Here is a 19,375-nt window from a genome sequence, read left to right on the forward strand (position 1 = left end):
GCATGAGCACGATAAAAGTAATAGGTTTAGGCCCGGGTAACCCAGAACTGTTTTTAAAGCCGGCCATCGATGCCATTAAGGCGGCCGATGTGGTGATTGGCTACAAATATTATTTCCAGTTTATTGAATGCTACCTGGCGGAAGGAACGCAGTGCATCGACACGGGCATGCGGCAGGAAGTTGAAAGGGCCAAGATAGCCTTTGAAAAAGCCGAGGCCGGTCAGAATGTGGCTGTTATTAGCTCGGGGGATGCCGGTATTTATGGCATGGCTTCGCTGATTTTAGAGATGGCGGATAAGCGTCAATCGTCTATTCCGGTGGAGGTGGTACCCGGTATTTCTGCTTTTCAGGCCGCGGCAGCCAAACTGGGGGCGCCCCTGAGTCACGATTTTGTGATTCTGTCGCTGTCGGATTTGTTAACGCCCTGGAAACTGATTGAGAAGCGGATGAAGGCCGCTGCAATGGGCGATTTTGTGACGGTTCTTTACAATCCGCGCAGCAAGAAACGTTACTGGCAGCTGTATCGCTTGCAGGAACTGTTTCTCGAAGAGCGTTCGTCCTCGACACCAGTAGCTGTGCTGCGTCAGGTGGAACGGGAGGAAGAGCACATCACCCTGACTACTTTGGGGGAGTTTAACCCGGAGATAGTGGATATGTTTTCGATTGTGGTAATTGGTAACTCACAAAGCTATGTGTCGAACAACAAGTTTATTACCCCGCGCGGCTACTATTCAAAATACGAACAGGAAGGAGCGCCCGGACCACTGATTATGCAGGAGAGTTTTCGCACCATTGCAGAGCAACTGGCCGATTTAGACATCTCGCACGAGGAGAAATGGGTGATGATGCACTGCATCCACACAACGGCCGATTTTGAGATGAAACAGCTGCTGCGTATCAAAAACGATGCAGTGGCCCGTATGAATGACTATCTGCTGAAGGGCGGTACCATCATTACAGATGTCACCATGGTGCAGAGCGGCATTCGCAAAAAAGCCTGTGAGCGCTACGGGATTGACATCAAATGCTATTTGCATGATGAACGCACAGTTGCCTTGGCCGAAGAAAAAAATATTACACGCACACAGGCTGGCATCCGCCTGGCTGTTGAGGAGCATCCCGATGCATTATATGTGTTTGGCAATGCGCCAACGGCATTGATTGAGCTGACTGAGCTGATGCGCAGAAAGGACTTTCAGCCGGCTGGTATCATTGGTGCGCCGGTGGGCTTTGTTAATGTGGAGGAATCCAAGCATCGCTTGATGACCTTCAACAACCTGCCGTACATCAGCATTGAAGGGCGCAAAGGCGGCTCTAATCTGGCAGCGACCATCGTTAATGCGGTGTTGAGTCGGGAGGAGGCTGTAACCCTTAAACCAGGACGTGATGTGTAGTTTTCAGGTGATTGGTATCAGCGATGAGGTAACGCCTGTTTTTAGTGATGAGGTGAAAACCATTATTGCAGCGGCTCATTACTTCTCTGGTGGTACGCGCCATTATGAGCTGGTGAAGCACCTGCTGCCTGTCCACCATCAATGGATTGAAGTGCTGGTGCCATTACAAGGTACTTTTGAGCAATACCGTGCCCTCAATGCGGAGGTTGTAGTCTTCGCTTCAGGTGATCCACTTTTTTTTGGCCTTGCCAACACCCTGAAACGCGAATTTCCGGATGCGCCACTGAAGGTGTATCCAGCATTTAACAGCCTGCAGATGCTGGCGCATCATTGTCATCTGCCCTATGGCTTGATGAAAGTGGCAACCCTGACGGGGCGGCCATGGACTAACCTCGATAAAGAGTTGGTGGATGGCTCTGAGTTGATTGGCGTATTGACTGATAAAAACAAAACACCTGCTGCCATTGGGCAACACATGAAAGAGGCGGGGCTCATCAACTATAAAGTTTATCTCGGTGAGCGTATGGGTGGGGAACATCAAAGGGTTCGTCAGCTTTCCGTGGACGAGTTGACCAGAGTACAAACCAGCATGCCCAATTGTCTGGTTCTGGAAAAGACGTCGCATTTCGAGCGTTGTTTGGGTATTCCCGAAGCGGACTTCCATTACCTCGAAGGGCGTCCCAGGATGATAACCAAGCGCAGCATCCGTCTAATGACCTTATCCATGTTAAAGCTCGATACGGCCAGTGTATTGTGGGATATTGGCTTTTGCACCGGTTCGGTTTCCATTGAAGCTAAACAATTGGCGCCGCATATGGAGGTGTTCGCCATGGAAAAACGTAAGGAATCGAAGGAGTTAATGCTGAAGAATCAGCAAAAGTTTCGTGTTCCGGGCATCCATTTCTGCATCGAGGACTTTTATTCGTTTGATCTCTCTCAATGGAAATCTCCCGACAGAATTTTTATCGGTGGTCATGGTGGGCGTCTGCACGAAATGGTTACTCAATTGGAGTCCCATCTGCAACCTGGAGGCATCATCGTGTTTAATGCTGTCAGTGATGAGACAGCTGCCGCATTTAAGAATGCCATTGAAGGGGTATCGATGACCCTTTCGGATGAGATGCGCCTGCAACAGGACGATCATAATCCATTAATCATTTATCAGGCAATGAAGAGTAAATAATTATTTGATATGTAGTAGGTAAAATTAATAGGTATGTGTAAAGGTCTCAGTCTGGAAGCCAAAGAACAAGGGGAGATTGACGTTTAAAAACGGTGTTGTTTGAGCGTAGCGAGTTCAGCGTTTTTAGTTAATGAGCCGCAGTTATTTGAGCTGAGAGGCTGTAACCTAGATTTTCTTTTGCTTCGGTTTTCTTGTATCATGACAAGAAATTGCGAAGCTATTCATGAGACCCATTAAGGTGGATGCACTCGAATAAAATGAAGTGGGGTTTCGGGGGCAAAGCCCCGTTTAAATGAAAAGTCTAAGCACTATCATACTGAGAAAATGAAATTATAGCTAGACAAGTTTTATAAATATGAATCAGACAGCAATCATCATAAATAACCGTCATGCCCTGCCTTTGGCCAGCATCCTTCAACAGGAACTGGATGCCGTGGTGTATTCAACTTCGGCTTACGAAGGGACACAAGCGATTAAGTCATTGCCAGCTTTCCTGGAAGAACAATTTAATCAATTGGATAGCCTTATTTTTATCGGTGCTTTAGGCATTACCGTACGCTCCATCGCTCCGTTTCTTGAGAGTAAGCAGACCGATCCGGCGGTGTTAAATATGGATATTCATGGGCGTTTTGTGCAGCCCGTTGTATCGGGGCATAAAGGCGGAGCCAATGAGCTGGCCAAACGTGTGGCGCGCATTACCGGAGGACAAGCCATTGTAACCACAGCCAGTGATTCATTGGACTTATGGTCTCTGGACATCATTGGAAAGAACTATGGTTGGACCAATGAGTACCAGGGCTTGAGTGAAAATGAGTTTATTGCTCGTTTCGTAAATGGAGCACCAACCGCATTGGTTTTAGAAACGAAAGATGCTGGCACTCAACATTTGGAACATACCTTGCCCGAATATGTCACACCATATTACCATTTCAGCGAAGTGGACGAATCGCAATTTGAGTTAATTATAGCGGTTTCACCTTATGCTACCGAAACTCAAATCCCATCTTTGTTTTTCAGACCCAAATGCCTCGTTATTGGAACGGGGTCGCAAAAGGGCTTGAATTCTGAATATTATGGCAAAGCAATCACCGCCATTCTTAAAGATAAAGGGCTGAGTAGCTATGCCGTGAAGGCCATACATTCAGTTGATGTCAAAAAGAACGAACAGGCTTTTATCGATTTATCCAGTGAGCTCAGGGTGCCATTTCAAACCCATGATGCAAAGGATTTAAACCGGGTAGCCGAAAACCTGGAGGTGTCCAACGCGGCTCTTAAGGCGACTGGGGCTGCTAATGTATGCGAAGCAGCGGCTTTATTGGGAGCAGGTAATTGTAATTTGGTGCTTGAAAAAACTAAAGGCTGCGACGATGCGGGCAAGCACTTTACTTTAGCGATTGCGATAGATAGAGCTCAGGAACGACGCGGTCAGGTGGTGATTGTCGGCGCAGGACCTGGCGATCCGGAGCTGGTGTCGGTTAAGGGGAAGCGCTTGTTGCAGGCAGCCGACCTGATATTATACGCCGGAAGTTTGGTGCCTGAGCAGTTGACGCATTATGCCAAAGCCGGCTGTGTGGTGCGCAATTCGGCACAAATGGACCTGGAAGAGCAGTTTGCTACCATGAAAGCAAGCTATGACAAAGGTGGTTTGGTAGTACGATTGCATACGGGCGATCCATGTATCTATGGCGCTATTCAAGAGCAAATGAACTTTTTCGATCAGCACCAGATACCTTATGAGATAATACCTGGCATATCGTCGTTTCAGGCGGCTGCCGCACGCCTCCAATCACAGTTCACCATTCCGGAGCGCATTCAAACCATTATACTTACCCGCGGAGAAGGGCGCACACCAATGCCACCACGCGAAAAGCTATCGGAGTTGGCGAAATTTCAGAGTACCATCTGTTTGTTTCTAAGTGTTAGCCTCATTGACGAGATGCAACGCCAGTTGTTGGAAGGCTATCCGCCGGAAACACCAGTGGCTATATGCTACAAGCTTACCTGGAAAGAAGAGCAGATATGGCGAGGGCAGCTGAAGGACTTGGCCAGTATTGTGAAAGCCAATAATTTAAAGCTGACAGTAATGATTGTGGTGGGCGAAGCCATCGATAACCGTGATAACCGTTCTAAGCTTTACGACCGGAAATTCACTCACTTATTTCGTAAAGGGAAGGATGAGTAAAAGGCCTGACATACTATTATTTGGTGGCACTACCGAGGCGAAGGCGACGGCCAATTGGCTAAGCGATATGGGATTCACCTACTATTATTCGACCAAAACACCAACGGCCTTTGAAGTCCATGCAGGTTGTATTAAGCAGGAGCAGGCTTTGCCTGTTCATGAGATGATTAGCTTTTGCAGGACGCATAAAATCAAACTCATCGTTGATGCGGCCCACCCGTATGCCAAGGAGTTGCATTGGAATATTCATGCCTGCTCTACAGCACTGAAATTGCCTCATATTCGCATTGAGCGCTCTTTTACAGAAAAAAAAGACGCTGATAATGTGCAATACCAGGAATCCCTGGAAGCGATGATTCAAACTTGTCAGGCGAGTGGTTTCAAGAGAATCTTATCGTTGATGGGGGTAAAAAGTGTTTGTCAGTTGCACAATGGATTGACTGAGGCAGAAGTCTGGTACCGCATCTTGGATCGTCAGTTGTCATGGGATGAAGCGCTAGCCTGTGGCGTTGATCAGAACAAAATTATCGGTTCGCTGGCCTTTGATAACCTGAAGGATGTCGAACTACTTATCGAGCAGTTACAGGTAGACGCCTTGCTAACAAAGGACAGTGGTCACAATGGCCTGTTCGATCAGAAAGTTATGCTGGCTCAAAAGTATCAATTGCCATTGTTGGTGCTTGAGCAGCCGGCTTTGCCTGTATTTACAGAGGTTTTTAAAAGCAGGGCTGAGCTGCGTCAGTACATGGAGGCAAATTACACTTTGCCAAAGCCCGATTTGGCGCATGGTTATACCAGCGGGACTTGCGCGACCATTTGTGCCAAGGCAGCAGCCACCTTGTTGCTTTCGGGTGAGTGCGATAGTCGGATAGGGATTCATTTGCCCGATGGTGAGTTCGTTAGCATGCCTGTTCATACGAAAGGCAGAGAAGAAGACTCAGCTTATGCAACGGTCATCAAAAACAGTGGAGATGATCCGGATTTGATGGATGGCCTGGTCATTGGCTGCCGGGTTTATAGGAACGGGGTAGGTAACATCCGCTTTTTAAAAGGAGAAGGGGTTGGGATTGTTAAATTGCCGGGTTTGGACTTGCCACTAAATGAGCCGGCCGTTAACAAGGTGCCGCGCGCCATGATAGCCGCTGAGCTGGAGGCCCTGTTGGATGAGTATGAATTATCGGGTGCCGGGTTCGATGTGGAGGTGTTTATTCCTCAGGGACAACAGCTGGCACTTAAAACGTTTAATCCACGGCTGGGCATTGAAGGGGGCCTTTCGATTATTGGCAGTACAGGGCGCATCAAGCCTTTCTCGTCCGAAGCCTATGTGGCCACGATTCATCGGCAGCTCGATGTGGTGCAACAGAATCAGGCCGCTCAGGTGGTTTTTAACTCCGGAGGCCGCAGCGAACGTTACCTGAAAACCCATTTTAAGCATTTGCCCCCATACTGTTTTGTTCAGTATGGCAACTATATAGGTGAGGCACTGGAAGCCGCTAAACAACGATCGATTAAAGTGGTGCATTTGGGCATTATGACCGGTAAAGCCGTAAAGTTGGCCGCCGGACACCTGGATACCCATAGCCGTAATGTTGTGATGGATAAAGAGTTTCTGGCTGATTTGGCCAGGGAGGCTGGCTATTCAGCAAAACAGGTAGAGCAGGTGAGGAGCATTACCCTTGCCCGCGAACTGGAGCAATTGTTTCCCTTCAAATTGGAGGAGCCCTTTTTTAATGTACTAAAGCAGCGCTGTGAATTAGCGGCCAGAGCCGTTGTGAAAGGCTACGAAATGCGCCTTGTTCTAATTAATAATGAGGGTGTGATGTTACTTAATGATGAATAACAGAGAAAATTGACAATCATGATAACTAAAAAAAAATGGATAATTCTTTTAATGATGCTGATGCCCATACAAGTGTTTGGTATGCACATTATGGAGGGGTATTTGCCGGCCAGGTGGTCAGTGATTTGGAGTGTGGTGTTTATTCCGTTTTTACTACTGGGAATAAAGAGTGTGCGGCAGCAATTAAGTCAGGCACCTGAGAGGCGCATGATATTAGCTATGGTTGTTGCTTTTGCATTTGTTTTGTCCTCGCTTAAGCTCCCATCGGTTACCGGGAGTAGCTCCCATGCCACAGGCATGGGGTTTGGTACAGCCTTAGTGGGGCCAATGGCTATGTCAGTGGTTGGCTGTATTGTATTGCTTTTCCAGGTGTTTTTGTTGGCACATGGTGGCATTACCACGCTTGGTGCAAATGCTTTCGCCATGGCTTGCGTAGGTCCAATCATCACCTTTCTCCTTTTTAAAACCTTACAAAAGAGCAGGTGCTCCATGCGGGTAGCTTTATTTTTGGCCACTGTTATCGGAAACATGGCCACCTATTTGGTTACTTCCCTGCAACTGGCTCTGGCGCATCCCGATTCTGTAAGTGGTGTTGGCGGTGCTTTCCTTAAGTTTATTGGCATTTTTGGAGTGACCCAAGTGCCGGTAGCCATCGTTGAAGGCTTGCTAAGTGTGATCGTTATAAATGTTTTGGTGCAGAACGATTTTATTAAGGAGTCTGCCATTTTTTCAATCAGTAGTATTAAGCAAATTGTAAAAACAAAGTTGGCTCATGAAGACAAGTAAAAAGCTTACAAAGCAAAACTACCTGCTATTGTTATTTGTGTTGATCATCCCAATTGTGGCTTTATGGTTGGGAGGTGATTCAGAGTTTGGTGGTGCGGATACCAAGGCCGTTGAGGCCATTGATAGTGCAGATGGTTATACACCCTGGTTTGAGTCGGTATGGGCACCGCCCGGAGGTGAAACAGAAAGCTTGTTGTTTGCCTTGCAGGCGGCAATTGGAACAGGTGTATTAGCTTATTTTATTGGTTATATAAAAGGGAAAAAGGCTGCTGTGGATGCGAAGTGAACAAGTGCCATATACGCATTTTTTTAAGGGAACTGCTGAAAAGATTGGTCTGGTGGCAGCATGGCTGGTACTTGCCGTCAGTTTGCACCATTGGCTAACACAATTACTGCTGTTGATGGCAGGTTGCCTGTTTGTGCATTTTCTGGGAAGAAAGCGAAGCAACAAATGGAGGTTTCTTTTATTGGGCGCAGCCTTTATCGTGGCGGGTACTATAGGCCTGGTTTTTACAACTGGCCAAAAGATGCCTCAAGCTTTTATACAGTTTCAACTATTGGGGGTGTGGTGGAACATTACTCCTTTTAGCTTAGAGAATGCTGGCCTGATGGTTGTTAAAGCCTTAAATGGCTTGTTCGCTATGCAGATAGCCATCTGCTCCCTGACCTTTGCAGAAGGCATCACCTTGGCACGTCGCCTCCGTTTGCCCGAGGTATTTATTGAGCTGGTGGTGTTATCATACCGCTACTTGTTTGGCGTAAAAAAATGTGCCAATGATATTTTGCTGGCACAGCGACAGCGCCTGGGGTATTCAGGTTTCAGAATTGGGCTTTTGTCGTTTGCCACTATGCTATCGGCCGTATTTATTAAAAGTATGCGTTTATCGTTGCAAAACTACCAGGCCATGCAGGTGCGTGCTTATCACGGACGAACTTATTGTCCGCACCATTGGGAGAAAAGCTCAAGGGGCAGAATCGGCCTCATTGTTAGTTTCGTACTTTTTTTTGTAGCATTATCTTTTATTCAAATCTGATATGTCAATCATACAACTTAGCAATATAGCATATACCTATCCATCAGGAATCAAAGCCTTAAATGCACTTTCATTCTCCATCAATAAAGGTGAAAAAGTGGCTTTAATGGGGAGTAATGGCTCCGGTAAGTCGAGCCTGTGTCTTTTATTGGCTGGTGTTATTCGACCAGATGAAGGCGACTATTTCATTCAGGGCACACGGTTTCGCTACTGCCGCAAGCAGCGTCTGAGCTTGTGTCGTACTATTGGCTATGTATTTCAGGATCCGGATGTGCAAGTGGTGTCCACTCATGTGGATGAGGATGTTGCCTTTGGCTTAAGAAATATGGGTTTGCATGAAGATGAAGTCCAACAACGTGTTACCACTTACCTGCAATTATCGGGCATTAGCGATTTGAGTAAGAAAGCGGTGCACACCCTCAGCTATGGACAGAAGAAACAGGTGGCGCTGGCTGGGGTTTTGGCTATGGAACCTGAAATTGTGATGCTTGATGAACCCTTTGCCTGGCTGGATTACCGGCAGTCGCAGCGTTTGTTGGATGTATTAAAACAGCTGAGTGAAAGCGGGAAAACAGTGATTGTGAGTACGCACGACTCACAATTTGCCGCTGAATGGGCTGATAGGGCTTTGGTTATGCAACAGGGAAGCCTGAAAGTGGATGGCTCAGCCGGAGACGTATTTGCCGACGAGCAGCTTTTGGAGGAACTGGATATCGCGCCTGTAAATCAAACCATATCGTGCCTTGAGCACTAAAAAACACACTTGCTTTCAACACAGGCCTTCGACTGGTTTGATTAACTATTTGCCTTACAGGTTATTGGGTTAAATTTGAATGCTGCCCTGAAAGGGCATAATGTAACAGAACAGGCTATTGGCCTGTTTGTTTATGCATAAATGGTATTGGAGGGTTGAAGGTCCGATAGGTTATTTGTGAATTATTTATGTAAATTGTAAATAACCAAACCAATTTAAAATGTCACAATCTTTATCCAAGGTGTATGTGCATCTGGTGTTCTCAACCAAACATCGCCAACACCTCATACAAGAGGAGTTGCGTTCAGAGCTCCAGGCCTATATGGTAGCCACCTTTTCACACCTAAATCGTATGTTGAAGCCATCTATGCCAGTTCGGATCATATTCATGTACTGTGTACCCTGCCTCGCATCATGAGCATTGCCTCCTTGGTTTCCAAAGTAGAATCATCCTCTTCGAAGTGGATGAAAGATAAAGGTCCTTCTGATTTCTTCTGGCAGGATGGTTATGGTATCTTCTCCGTAAGTGCCTCCAAAGTTGAAGTAGTAAAACGCTATATCCTCAACCAGAAGGCGCATCATCACACTATACATTTTAAAGATGAGCTGCTTGAGTTTCTTAAGCAGTATAAAGTTGACTTTGATGAGCGGTATGTCTGGGATTAAACCTGCCGTGCCTTCAGCACTTTTTTAGTGTGTTGGAAGCCACAGGCCTTCGGCCTGTTTTGTTACCTGTTTGCCTTTCAGGCAATCAAATTAAAGTGAGAGTTGGTTAGAATAGGCTCGTTGATCGGTTTAGCAATATGATTGCCCTGAAAGGGCTTAATGTATCAGAACAGGCCATTTGCCTGTTTAATTATGCATAATGGGAATGGGAGGGCTGAAGGCCCGATAGGTTTCTACAAAAACTCCAGTAATTCTTTTAGTTCACCAATCACATAGGTGATGTCTTCGTTACATTCTATCTGTTTGGTGTTAAAAAACACCTGGTCGATACCTGCTTTTTTGGCACCCCTAATATCAGCTTCCAGGCTGTCGCCAATAACCAAACATTCTTTACGGCTGGCGTGACAGCTTTTAACGGTATAATCGAAAAAATAGCGGTTGGGTTTTTGAACACCTATTAACTCAGAAATATAGATATTGGTAAAAAAAGGCCTCAGGCCGCTATTATTTAGTTTTTGTGTCTGCACTTCCTTAAATCCATTGGTAATGATGTGCAGTTGATAGTCTTTCTGCAATTGTTCGAGTACTTCCAGGGTATTGGGAAAGAGCAGCGTTTTAGTAGCACTGATGGACAAATAGTCGCTGGCAAACTGCCGGGCTACGGTTATATCATCAAAGCCCACTTCGGCAAACGGGAGGTAAAACCGTTGTGTATTCAACGTTTTTTTATCCACCTTGCTTTTACGGTATTGCGCCCATAAATACAGGTTGTGCACCTCGTAGCGTTTGTGGAAGTCTTCGTAGTTCTCAAAAAAACGCGATAGATTATAAGATACAAACATCTCCTTTAAGGTAGCTTCTGAGTTGGCTTCAAAATCCCAAAGGGTGTGGTCTAAATCAAAAAAGAGATGTTTGTATTGTTTCATGGTGTTTTCCTGTTGATAGCTATCGTATTGCGAAATAATAGATTTTGCTGATGATTTGTTTTTATTGCTTTCTGTTTGATTAGGCTCAAACGGCTATTTATCCACCTGTATAACCAGATGACGACCCAGACTCCAGAAGCTTTCTTTGTCGGCTATTTTTAATACCATCGCACCATCTTCACTGGGCTCCAATGTATAGGATGACTCCGGATGGTTCGATAAAATTTTGGCTTTGGGCATGTATACGTTCAGCGAATCTAGTTCACGGTAGTCAATGGTGGTAAAGTAGTCCTGTGAAAAACCTTCTGCCAACAGTTTGGGTTTGCTTAGGAAGCCATTGCTTGAAAGGATTTCCTGGTCCTTCAACTCTTTTTTAGTGCCAAATACATAGTAAGCCCGGTATAATTTTTCCGTTGTTTCTTCAAGCGCCTGTTGGGTGGCATATTTTACACCTTGCAGCGAGTCAACCGCATATTCCAGACCTTCAATAGTGAAATTTAAGTTGCTTATCTTCAGGCTTTGACTCTCAAGTTTCTGCTGAAGCTCAATAATCTCGATGGTTTTATCTTTAAGTTGGGCATTCAGGCGTTTAACCAGTTTATTCAAATTGGTGTTGTTGGCACCCGATTGCTGCAGTTGTTTTTCCAGTTTGCTAATCTGTTCCTTGTTCTGGAGCATCAGATCATAAATAACCTGTATATCACGGTTAATCCGATCTTCGATAGATTCACCTCCCGACTCGTTGCTGGCAACATTGAGCGTAATTAGCTTTTCCTTTTCTTTAATCTCCTGCAGGTTTTCATCAATTTCAATCAAAGCCGCCACCAGGTTGTTCATTTGCCGGTCTTTTTCCATGGTAAGCAACCGCAACGAATCCTTAACTTCATCGGAATCCATACCTGATCGGCCGTTTTTGCAACTGGCCAATGCCAAAATAAATGACAGTATTATTAAGTATCTCATAATTATAAGTTTGATTTGTAGTTTGCTAGCGTTTGTGCTTATTGTACGGTTTATGCCTTCTTTTTCTTTTCGTCACTTTTGCCCTCTACCACAATAACAATCTCACCTTTAACGGTTTTAGATGAAAAATGTTGTTTCAGGTCATCCAGCGTCCCCTGTTTATTTTCCTCATGTAGTTTACTTATTTCGCGTGATACAGAGGCTTTTCGTTCGGCTCCAAAATGCTCAATGAATTGGGTAAGCGTTTTAACCAGCCGGAAAGGAGACTCATAAAATACCATGGTGCGGGTTTCGCTCTCCAGCAATTCCAACCGCGTTTTGCGTCCTTTCTTTTGGGGCAGAAAGCCTTCAAAGCAAAAACGGTCGTTTGGCAGACCGGAATTTACCAGGGCGGGAACAAATGCCGTTGGGCCAGGTAAGCACTCTACCTCAATGCCTTCTTCTATACATTTTTTCACCATGAGGTAACCCGGGTCTGATATGGCCGGGGTGCCCGCATCCGACACCAATGCGCCTGTTTCGCCGGCTTTTAATCGTTCAGCCACCTTATCCACAGAACTATGCTCGTTAAACTTGTGATGCGAAAACATGCGTGTGGATACTTCCAGGTGTTTTAGCAAGAATCCGGTTGTGCGTGTATCTTCCGCCAAAATAAAATCCACCTCTTTAAGTATCCGTATGGCTCTTAGTGTAATGTCTTCCAGATTGCCAATTGGTGTTGGCACAACGTATAATTTGCTCATTTGATTAATTACTAAACTGTTGAATTGCTAATTTAAAAATCTACTAAGGTGCTCAGCAATAATAGAGTGTGCTTAAACACCTAAGATTACTGATATCGTTTTGTTTATAAAAAGGCGTACTGGCAACTGCTAATTAAATAAAGCGCCTTTTTATGCTTTTGTAAAATGATTCAGCGGCCTCTTCATTGGCTTCCCAGCTGTAGTTCGACTGTAAAAAGCTGATGGCCGAACCGTAAGTTTCCATGTGGTTAATTTGATCGAGTGTTTGATTAAAAAGGTCAGCGTTATTACTAAATAATTCGCGTTGATAATAGAAGCGGTCATTGAGTCCAAATGCCTGACGCACGTCTTTCACCGGTTTTCCTATTTGCTTAATATCCTGGGTTTGCTCCTTACGGCTGGCTATGGCTTCATTAACAGAAGAGCCTTCTTTTCTCATAACTTCTCCCAGGATAGCTGCTTTTGTTGGCTTAATTTCCTTTTTTATGTATGCGCCATCAGTGTCCGGTTTTTCAGTTCGGCTAACCACTTCTTGAGCGGCTGTTTCAATGTGAAGTTCAAAAGTTTTGTCTTCACCGGGTAATGTGTGGCTTACACTTGCCTGTGTATGGGTGTCAGCTGTTATTGCAGGCTCTGCAGGGGGCTTTGTTTCACCGTCACTCTTCAATGTTTCGCGGTCACTTGGTGTTGTGTCGCTTGCACTTGGCTTTGTAAGGATGTCAGTAGCTTTTGCAGGCTCAGCAGGGGGCTTTGTTTCACCGTCACTCTTCAATGTTTCGCGGTCACTTGGTGTTGTGTCACTTGCACTGGGCTTTGTAAGGATGTCAGTAGCTTTTGCAGGCTCAGCAGGGGGCATTGTTTTACTGTCACTCTTCAATGTTTCCCCGTCATCTGGAGTTGTATGGCTTGCACCTGGCTTTGTAAGGATGTCAGCAGCCTTTGCAAGTCCTGTCGGGGGAACTGTTTCACTATCAGTCTTCTCGGCTTCTTGCTTACTTGCCCCTGTATCGAAGGCATTGGTGTTAGCTTCAGTAGCAGTTTTTAACGCGTTCGATGTGGTTGAAGCATGATTTTTTAGTTCATCCACTGCCTGAGTGGGAGCTTCGGCTCCGTGAGATTCACCTTGGGCAAACCGGCTTGATGATTCAGCATATGCTTCACTGTCATCGTTACTTGATGAGGTTTTGGGCGCTGACGTTAGTAACGATTCAGGGCTGGGCTGAACTTTTTTTTCAGCATTAAGTTGCTCCAACAGGCTTAACTCCTCGCTAATGTTTGCTATTTTAGTGCGGGTTAAATTGATAAAAGCCGAATTCAGCTCATGTTTTCCTTTGAAGGTGTTGACTAACGCGTGAACTTCTTTAATATCATTCAGGATTATATCAATGAGTGCTTCCTTTTCCATAGCAGTAATGCGGTTTTTACATACCTTACAAAGTTAACGATTGCATTTAAATAATTAGGATACACTAAATGTTTCTTGAAAATAAGGCCAATAGAGATTCACAAAAAGGTTGGATAGAGGTAATTGTAGGTTCCATGTTTTCGGGTAAAACCGAAGAATTATTACGCCGGCTTAAGCGGGCCAATATTGCGCGGCAGAAGGTTGAAATTTTTAAGCCAATGGTTGATGTGCGCTATAGCGAAGACGAGGTGGTTTCTCACGATGCCAATGCGATTCGCTCCACACCTGTCGAATCCTCTGGTAATATACTCCTCTTAAGCAGTAATGTGAGTGTGGTAGGTATTGATGAAGCACAGTTTTTCGATAACGGATTGAGCGAAGTGTGCCGGCAGTTGGCAAACCAGGGCATAAGGGTAATTGTGGCCGGTCTGGATATGGATTTTAAAGGCAAGCCTTTCGGGCCAATCCCATCACTTCTGGCTACAGCCGAGTATGTAACAAAGGTGCATGCCATCTGTATGCGTTGTGGCGATCTGGCTCAATTTTCTCACCGTCTGTCAAATGACGAAAAGCTGGTGGTGCTTGGTGAGAAAAACGAGTACGAGCCTTTATGTCGCTGTTGTTTTATGAAAGCAAATTCCTGATATGCTATATTCTGTCAATCAATTGGCTCAATGGGCTTCGGCAACAATGAAGGGCAATGGTCATTTGCTGATTGAGAAGCTTGTGTTTGACAGCCGTAAAACCTTTACGTCTGATCACACGCTTTTTGTAGCAATAAAAAGCATTAACAACGATGGGCATCGGTATATTGGAGAACTGTATAAAAAGGGCATACGCGCTTTTATCGTTGAAGAGGAGGCGTATATCGACTATAGTACTTATCCCGAAGCCGGTTTTATTGAATGCAAACAGTCGGTGCGTTGCCTGCAAGCCATAGCTGCAGCTATCAGGCAAACCTTTCATGTGCCGTTTATTGGTATCACCGGCAGCAATGGTAAAACCATTGTAAAGGAGTGGTTGGCCCGCCTGCTGACGGGACGCTATAAAGTGGGGCGTTCACCTCGTAGTTTTAATAGCCAGCTTGGCGTAACCTTGTCCATTTGGATGCTCGAAAAGGATATTGATCTGGCTTTAATAGAAGCAGGTGTGTCGCAGCCTGACGAGATGCGGCCTCTGGCTGAATGTATCAAGCCGGACTTGGGAATTCTCACCAATTTTGGGCGGGCGCATCAGGAGAATTTTTCTTCCATGGAACAAAAGCTCGCCGAAAAACTTAATTTGTTCGAAACGGCACATACTATTTTCTGTCATGGTGATGATGAGTTTGTTTATCAGTCTGTTAATAAGCGCTATCCTCATAAGCAAATAGTTAGCTGTGGCCGGAGCGCCCATAACACACTAAGACTGCTGGAGCAAAGGAGCAACCAGGGAAGTTCGGTACTTCAACTGAGTTATAAAAACGAGTGTTTTGCAATTGATTTTCCTCATCAGGACCGCATATCGGTAGATAACCTTTTAATCTGTGCATGTGTAGCTCTTGAGCTGGGGGTGCCAGTGAAGCACATCAGGATAGAGGCGCCACAACTGACGTCCATTGCCATGCGCCTGGAACAGAAAGAGGGCATTAATAACTGTCTGCTGATTGATGATGGCTACAATGCCGATCTCACAGCTTTGGAACTGGGGCTTGATTTCCTCAACCAGATGGGGGCAAAGCGGGGACTGTCCAAAACGCTCATATTATCCGATATCTACCAGAGCGGCATGGACGACCAGGCTCTTTATAAGCAAATACAGTTGTTAGCTAAGGAGAAGGGTGTGGAGAAGCTCATTGGTGTGGGAGAGCGTTTATACACGGCCATGAAAGGGGTTAATGCCTATCGTTCAACCAGTGATTTTCTGTCAAGGGTAGACGTTAATTCATTTGAAAATGAGGCTATCCTGCTAAAAGGATCACGTCATTTTGCCTTCGAAAAAATAGCGGCATTGCTCGAACAGAGGCGCCATAAAACACAATTGGAGATTAATCTTAATGCTCTGGCGCATAATGTGCAACATTTCCGTTCAAAGCTGAATAATTCAACTCGGCTACTGGCTATGGTAAAAGCTTTTTCATACGGAACCGGGGCATTCGAAATTGCCAATTTGTTGCAGCATCAAAAAGTGGATTACCTGGGTGTTGCCTTCGCCGATGAGGGCATTGAGCTCCGCAAGGCTGGCATTACGCTGCCAATTATTGTAATGAATCCCGAATTGGCCAGTTTCTCGGCCATGCTGGAGTACGAGTTGGAGCCTGAAATATATAGTTTACAGGTATTGGATGCCTACCTAAAGGCTGTTGAGCGGCAGGGTTTAACCAATGTGCCTGTGCATATAAAAGTGGATACGGGAATGAACCGTTTAGGGTTTTTGCCCTCTGAACTTCAGGATTTGATAGAGCGTTTGCAGGTAGCACCGCAGCTAAAGGTAAAAAGTGTGTTTTCACACTTGGCTGGGAGTGATGAGGCCATTCATGATGGTTTTACAGAAAAGCAGATTACTGGTTTTCGGGAGGCATGCACCTTTTTGGAAAACGGCTTGGGCTATTTTGTTATCAAGCATATTCTTAACTCAGCTGGCATTGAGCGCTTCCCCGAGGCTCAAATGGATATGGTGCGCCTGGGCATTGGTATGTATGGCGTATCGGCCATAAATGATGTAGCTTTGCAGCAGGTGAATACACTAAAATCCTATGTTTCCCAATTGAAAACTGTTAAGGCAGGAGCAACAATAGGGTATAGCCGAAAGGGAACAAGCACTAAAGAGCGCCAGATCGCCATCATACCAATTGGTTATGCTGATGGTTACAGTCGCCGCCTGAGTAATGGAGTTGGGCAAGTGCTAATCAACGGGCAAAGAGCTTCTATAGTAGGAAATATTTGTATGGATATGTGCATGGCCGATGTGACTTCGATTCAAGTACGTGAAGGCGATGAGGTGCAGATTTTCGGGACCGGAATAAGCATCAGTGAACTTGCGGAACGCAGTGAAACCATCCCTTACGAAATATTAACCAGTATCAGCCGCCGGGTCAAGCGGGTTTATGTGATGGAGTAGAGAGGCTTATGTTTATAGCCTTAAAAATTACTTTTTAATAGTACGCGTCTTCACCTCAATGTTTGTCTTAGGTGTAGACCAATTTGTAATTTATAGAATGAGTAATCAAACGGGTGATATTACCGATTTTGTAAAAGAGCATATACAATCATTAGATCCTTATGCTGAGATAATTGTTTTGCTCCCAAAGATGGGGGGTGTTCATGAAGACATCCAGGTTTATGTGTTAACCAACGAAAAGGTGGACTTTCAGCTTGAGCAGCAGTACATGGATGCGCGCTATAAAGCAGAAATGCAGGCTGGTCAGTCTTTTTCGCTTTATATCTACGCTAAGGAGGCCTGGCATCAGCAGTTTAGAGACACTCCTGTTTACCAGCGTGTTCACAGCGAAGGAATTCACCTGTAGGCAAGATGAATGACAGGAGGGATGCCGAAGTAATTACGATAGGTGGAGGGGAAGAGCGAAGTAGAATACGGAGCCTTTCCCCGGCTCACTTTTAAGCCATATACGCCCCGAAAGTACCTCAACCATTTTTTGAGAGATGGCCAGACCTAAGCCGGCACCTTCATTTAGCGATGCTGAATGGCTGGCTTGCCAGAAAGGCTTAAAAACAGAGGGCTGATCGTTAGCGCTGATCCCAATTCCGGTATCCGAAACATAAAAAATAATTTCGCTGTCAGTAGTTCTGAAACCAACTTCAATGGTTCCTTCGTGGGTATACTTAATGGCATTGGACAGCAGGTTGTTTAAAATGCGTTTGACAAGCAACTCATCCGATTTTAGGAGAGTGTCATCTTTACAGTCTGCTGCATTGTTTATCAAACTAACATTGTTTCTCGTACTTAATGAAAACAGGCTTATTCCTTCTTTTACCACCTCTTTGGCTGAGAATTCCGACATAGAAGGCTTGGTAATGCCCGAATCCATTTTTGCAACTTCAATAATATTGTTTAAGATGGCCAAAAGGTCGTGACCATTTTTAACAACCAGCCTTGCATATTGGCGCAGGGAATCATCATCGCTCAGTTCATCTTCAATTAACTGAGCAAAGCCCATAATGCTGTTCATTGGGGTGCGCACTTCATGACTGATATTTGCCATAAATGCTTTTGTTAGACGCTCGCTTTCTGAGGCCTTTTCAATGGCCTTTTGTAAGTCAATGTTAATGCTTTTCAGCTGTGTCTTTTCATTTTCCAAATCAGCGTTAGCCTTGTTCAGTTGCCTAATCATGTGCGATAACTGCTTTTGCATCCCATCAAACTCCCTGGCAAGCTGTCCAATTTCATCGCGCCGGTTCATAAGCTTGTCTTTCACGCCTACATTTGATTTAGAATGAGCTATTTGTTTAGATAACTGAGCTAAATCAATTATTGGCATTGAGATGTTTTTAGCAATGCGGGAGGACATAAGCAGTGTCAGGAATAAGGCGATGAAGGTCAGCCATATGGTATTGTAGCCAATTACATCCACAAAAGCGAGTAAGTCCTTTTGCGGAACAACCATAATCACCCTGTAGTCTGTTGTTCCCACTGTCATTGAAGCCAACTCGTAAGTCGTATCTTCGAGCCTTACCTCTCTTATTACCTGCTCATTGGAGCCATTCAGAAGCCTTTTTAGAATGGATGCCTCAAACAGCTTACTTAGGTTGCTGTTGATCTCTTCCATATCTTCCGACAACAGTATCTTCCCATCTCTGTCGATGAGCCACAGGTGCGAATCGGGCGAAGGTTTATTCTCCTTAAACTGTTCTATGAGTATTGAGGGGTCAATGCCTACACCCGCCACCCCAACCGGTTGACTGGGACTTCCCATTATTACATTAACAAATAGCATTGATTGCTTCAGAACGTTGTTGAAGTCAAAATTGAGTGTGCTTTTTCGGGAATGACGCAAGGTTTCAAAAAACCAGCTGTCATCAGGGTCATCCTCCGATACAATATCCAGTAAATTATGGTCCTGGTACCAGTATTCATAGGTGGTGTTGCTAACCGCAAAAATGGTGGGATATTTTAACTCCTTATTGAGGAAGTTAAGCTTTTCAAGTGCTAATGCTTTTACATTAGGGTCCACCTCTTTCTGGCTGAACCATTGAATAAAGGCAGGGTCGTCGGCAATTGTGAGAGAGGTTTCCATGGCCTTTTCAAGTGTAATCAAAAGTTCACTCTGATGGGCTCTAAGGTCGGTTATGAGCTGACGTTGATACACATCCTCCATTATTGCTCCCCGCACGGAATAGTAATGAACCCCACCAAGGGCTATCATGGTTATTGTGGCAAGAAGGCCCATCACGAGGGCTATTTTATTCTTTATGGTGCGGGGTTGGTAGTTCAAACTATTGACAATTTGCTGGTATCATTACTCATTAGCGAATATGCAGAATATAATTTGTTTAAGCAATG

17 protein-coding genes are annotated in these 19,375 nt (G+C 45.1%); 12 read left to right on the forward strand and 5 right to left on the reverse strand.

Translation table 11 applies throughout. The annotated features are described in order from the left end of the window. Positions 1-2: 2 nt before the first annotated feature. From cobJ to ACSX1H_RS08520, 9 genes are all read left to right on the forward strand, one after another. On the forward strand, positions 3-1,394 hold the full coding sequence (gene cobJ, locus ACSX1H_RS08480; RefSeq protein WP_439183419.1) for a precorrin-3B C(17)-methyltransferase: 1,392 nt from the start codon (positions 3-5) through the stop codon (positions 1,392-1,394). Further along, on the forward strand, positions 1,387-2,577 hold the full coding sequence (cbiE, locus tag ACSX1H_RS08485) for a precorrin-6y C5,15-methyltransferase (decarboxylating) subunit CbiE (RefSeq protein WP_439183420.1): 1,191 nt from the start codon (positions 1,387-1,389) through the stop codon (positions 2,575-2,577). Before cobJ ends, cbiE begins: the two co-directional genes overlap by 8 nt. 355 nt (positions 2,578-2,932) lie before the next feature. Further along, the gene (gene cobM, locus ACSX1H_RS08490; protein WP_439183421.1) at positions 2,933-4,759 is read left to right on the forward strand and encodes a precorrin-4 C(11)-methyltransferase; all 1,827 of its coding nucleotides are present in this window, start codon (positions 2,933-2,935) and stop codon (positions 4,757-4,759) included. Then, complete coding sequence (gene cbiD / locus ACSX1H_RS08495) at positions 4,752-6,599, forward strand: cobalt-precorrin-5B (C(1))-methyltransferase CbiD (protein ID WP_439183422.1); 1,848 nt, start codon at positions 4,752-4,754, stop codon at positions 6,597-6,599. The genes cobM and cbiD overlap by 8 nt, the downstream gene beginning before the upstream one ends. Before the next feature lie 18 nt (positions 6,600-6,617). Continuing rightward, positions 6,618-7,385, forward strand: a complete 768-nt coding sequence (locus tag ACSX1H_RS08500) for an energy-coupling factor ABC transporter permease (RefSeq protein ID WP_439183423.1) — start codon at positions 6,618-6,620, stop codon at positions 7,383-7,385. Then, on the forward strand, positions 7,372-7,671 hold the full coding sequence (locus ACSX1H_RS08505; protein WP_439183424.1) for an energy-coupling factor ABC transporter substrate-binding protein: 300 nt from the start codon (positions 7,372-7,374) through the stop codon (positions 7,669-7,671). Before ACSX1H_RS08500 ends, ACSX1H_RS08505 begins: the two co-directional genes overlap by 14 nt. Continuing rightward, positions 7,661-8,419 (forward strand): energy-coupling factor transporter transmembrane component T, encoded by a 759-nt coding sequence (locus ACSX1H_RS08510; protein ID WP_439183425.1) that lies wholly within the window; start codon positions 7,661-7,663, stop codon positions 8,417-8,419. Before ACSX1H_RS08505 ends, ACSX1H_RS08510 begins: the two co-directional genes overlap by 11 nt. A gap of 1 nt (position 8,420) precedes the next feature. Then, a complete protein-coding gene (locus ACSX1H_RS08515; protein ID WP_439183426.1) occupies positions 8,421-9,173 on the forward strand; it encodes an energy-coupling factor ABC transporter ATP-binding protein in 753 nt (250 codons plus the stop codon). A 363-nt stretch (positions 9,174-9,536) separates the two neighbouring features. Next, positions 9,537-9,839: a transposase gene (locus ACSX1H_RS08520; RefSeq protein ID WP_439183513.1), complete on the forward strand. Its 303-nt coding sequence runs from the start codon at positions 9,537-9,539 to the stop codon at positions 9,837-9,839. Positions 9,840-10,072: 233 nt separating this feature from the next. On the opposite strand, the gene ACSX1H_RS08525 is transcribed toward ACSX1H_RS08520, so the two are convergent. From ACSX1H_RS08525 to ACSX1H_RS08540, 4 genes are all read right to left on the reverse strand, one after another. Further along, positions 10,073-10,765, reverse strand: coding sequence for a YjjG family noncanonical pyrimidine nucleotidase (locus ACSX1H_RS08525; RefSeq protein ID WP_439183427.1), 693 nt, complete (start codon positions 10,763-10,765; stop codon positions 10,073-10,075). Between the two features lie 93 nt (positions 10,766-10,858). Continuing rightward, entirely contained in the window at positions 10,859-11,728 is an 870-nt protein-coding gene (locus ACSX1H_RS08530; protein WP_439183428.1) for a Cbp1 family collagen-binding glycoprotein adhesin, read from the reverse strand. 50 nt (positions 11,729-11,778) lie between these two features. Further along, positions 11,779-12,471, reverse strand: coding sequence for a 16S rRNA (cytidine(1402)-2'-O)-methyltransferase (gene rsmI / locus ACSX1H_RS08535; protein ID WP_439183429.1), 693 nt, complete (start codon positions 12,469-12,471; stop codon positions 11,779-11,781). Between the two features lie 133 nt (positions 12,472-12,604). Continuing rightward, a complete protein-coding gene (locus ACSX1H_RS08540) occupies positions 12,605-13,876 on the reverse strand; it encodes a DUF8457 domain-containing protein (RefSeq protein ID WP_439183431.1) in 1,272 nt (423 codons plus the stop codon). Between the two features lie 68 nt (positions 13,877-13,944). On the opposite strand from ACSX1H_RS08540, the gene ACSX1H_RS08545 reads away from it, so the two are divergent. The 3 genes from ACSX1H_RS08545 to ACSX1H_RS08555 all read left to right on the forward strand — a co-directional run bounded on the left by ACSX1H_RS08545 (position 13,945) and on the right by ACSX1H_RS08555 (position 17,381). Continuing rightward, a complete protein-coding gene (locus ACSX1H_RS08545; RefSeq protein ID WP_439183432.1) occupies positions 13,945-14,520 on the forward strand; it encodes a thymidine kinase in 576 nt (191 codons plus the stop codon). Between the two features lies 1 nt (position 14,521). Then, complete coding sequence (locus ACSX1H_RS08550; RefSeq protein WP_439183433.1) at positions 14,522-16,975, forward strand: bifunctional UDP-N-acetylmuramoyl-tripeptide:D-alanyl-D-alanine ligase/alanine racemase; 2,454 nt, start codon at positions 14,522-14,524, stop codon at positions 16,973-16,975. A 97-nt stretch (positions 16,976-17,072) separates the two neighbouring features. Beyond that, a complete protein-coding gene (locus tag ACSX1H_RS08555) occupies positions 17,073-17,381 on the forward strand; it encodes a hypothetical protein (RefSeq protein ID WP_439183434.1) in 309 nt (102 codons plus the stop codon). 33 nt (positions 17,382-17,414) lie between these two features. On the opposite strand, the gene ACSX1H_RS08560 is transcribed toward ACSX1H_RS08555, so the two are convergent. Continuing rightward, positions 17,415-19,307: a sensor histidine kinase gene (locus ACSX1H_RS08560; RefSeq protein ID WP_439183435.1), complete on the reverse strand. Its 1,893-nt coding sequence runs from the start codon at positions 19,305-19,307 to the stop codon at positions 17,415-17,417. Positions 19,308-19,375: the final 68 nt, after the last annotated feature.

The sequence above is a fragment of the Carboxylicivirga taeanensis genome (assembly GCF_051851475.1).
Lineage (GTDB): Bacteria > Bacteroidota > Bacteroidia > Bacteroidales > Marinilabiliaceae > Carboxylicivirga > Carboxylicivirga taeanensis.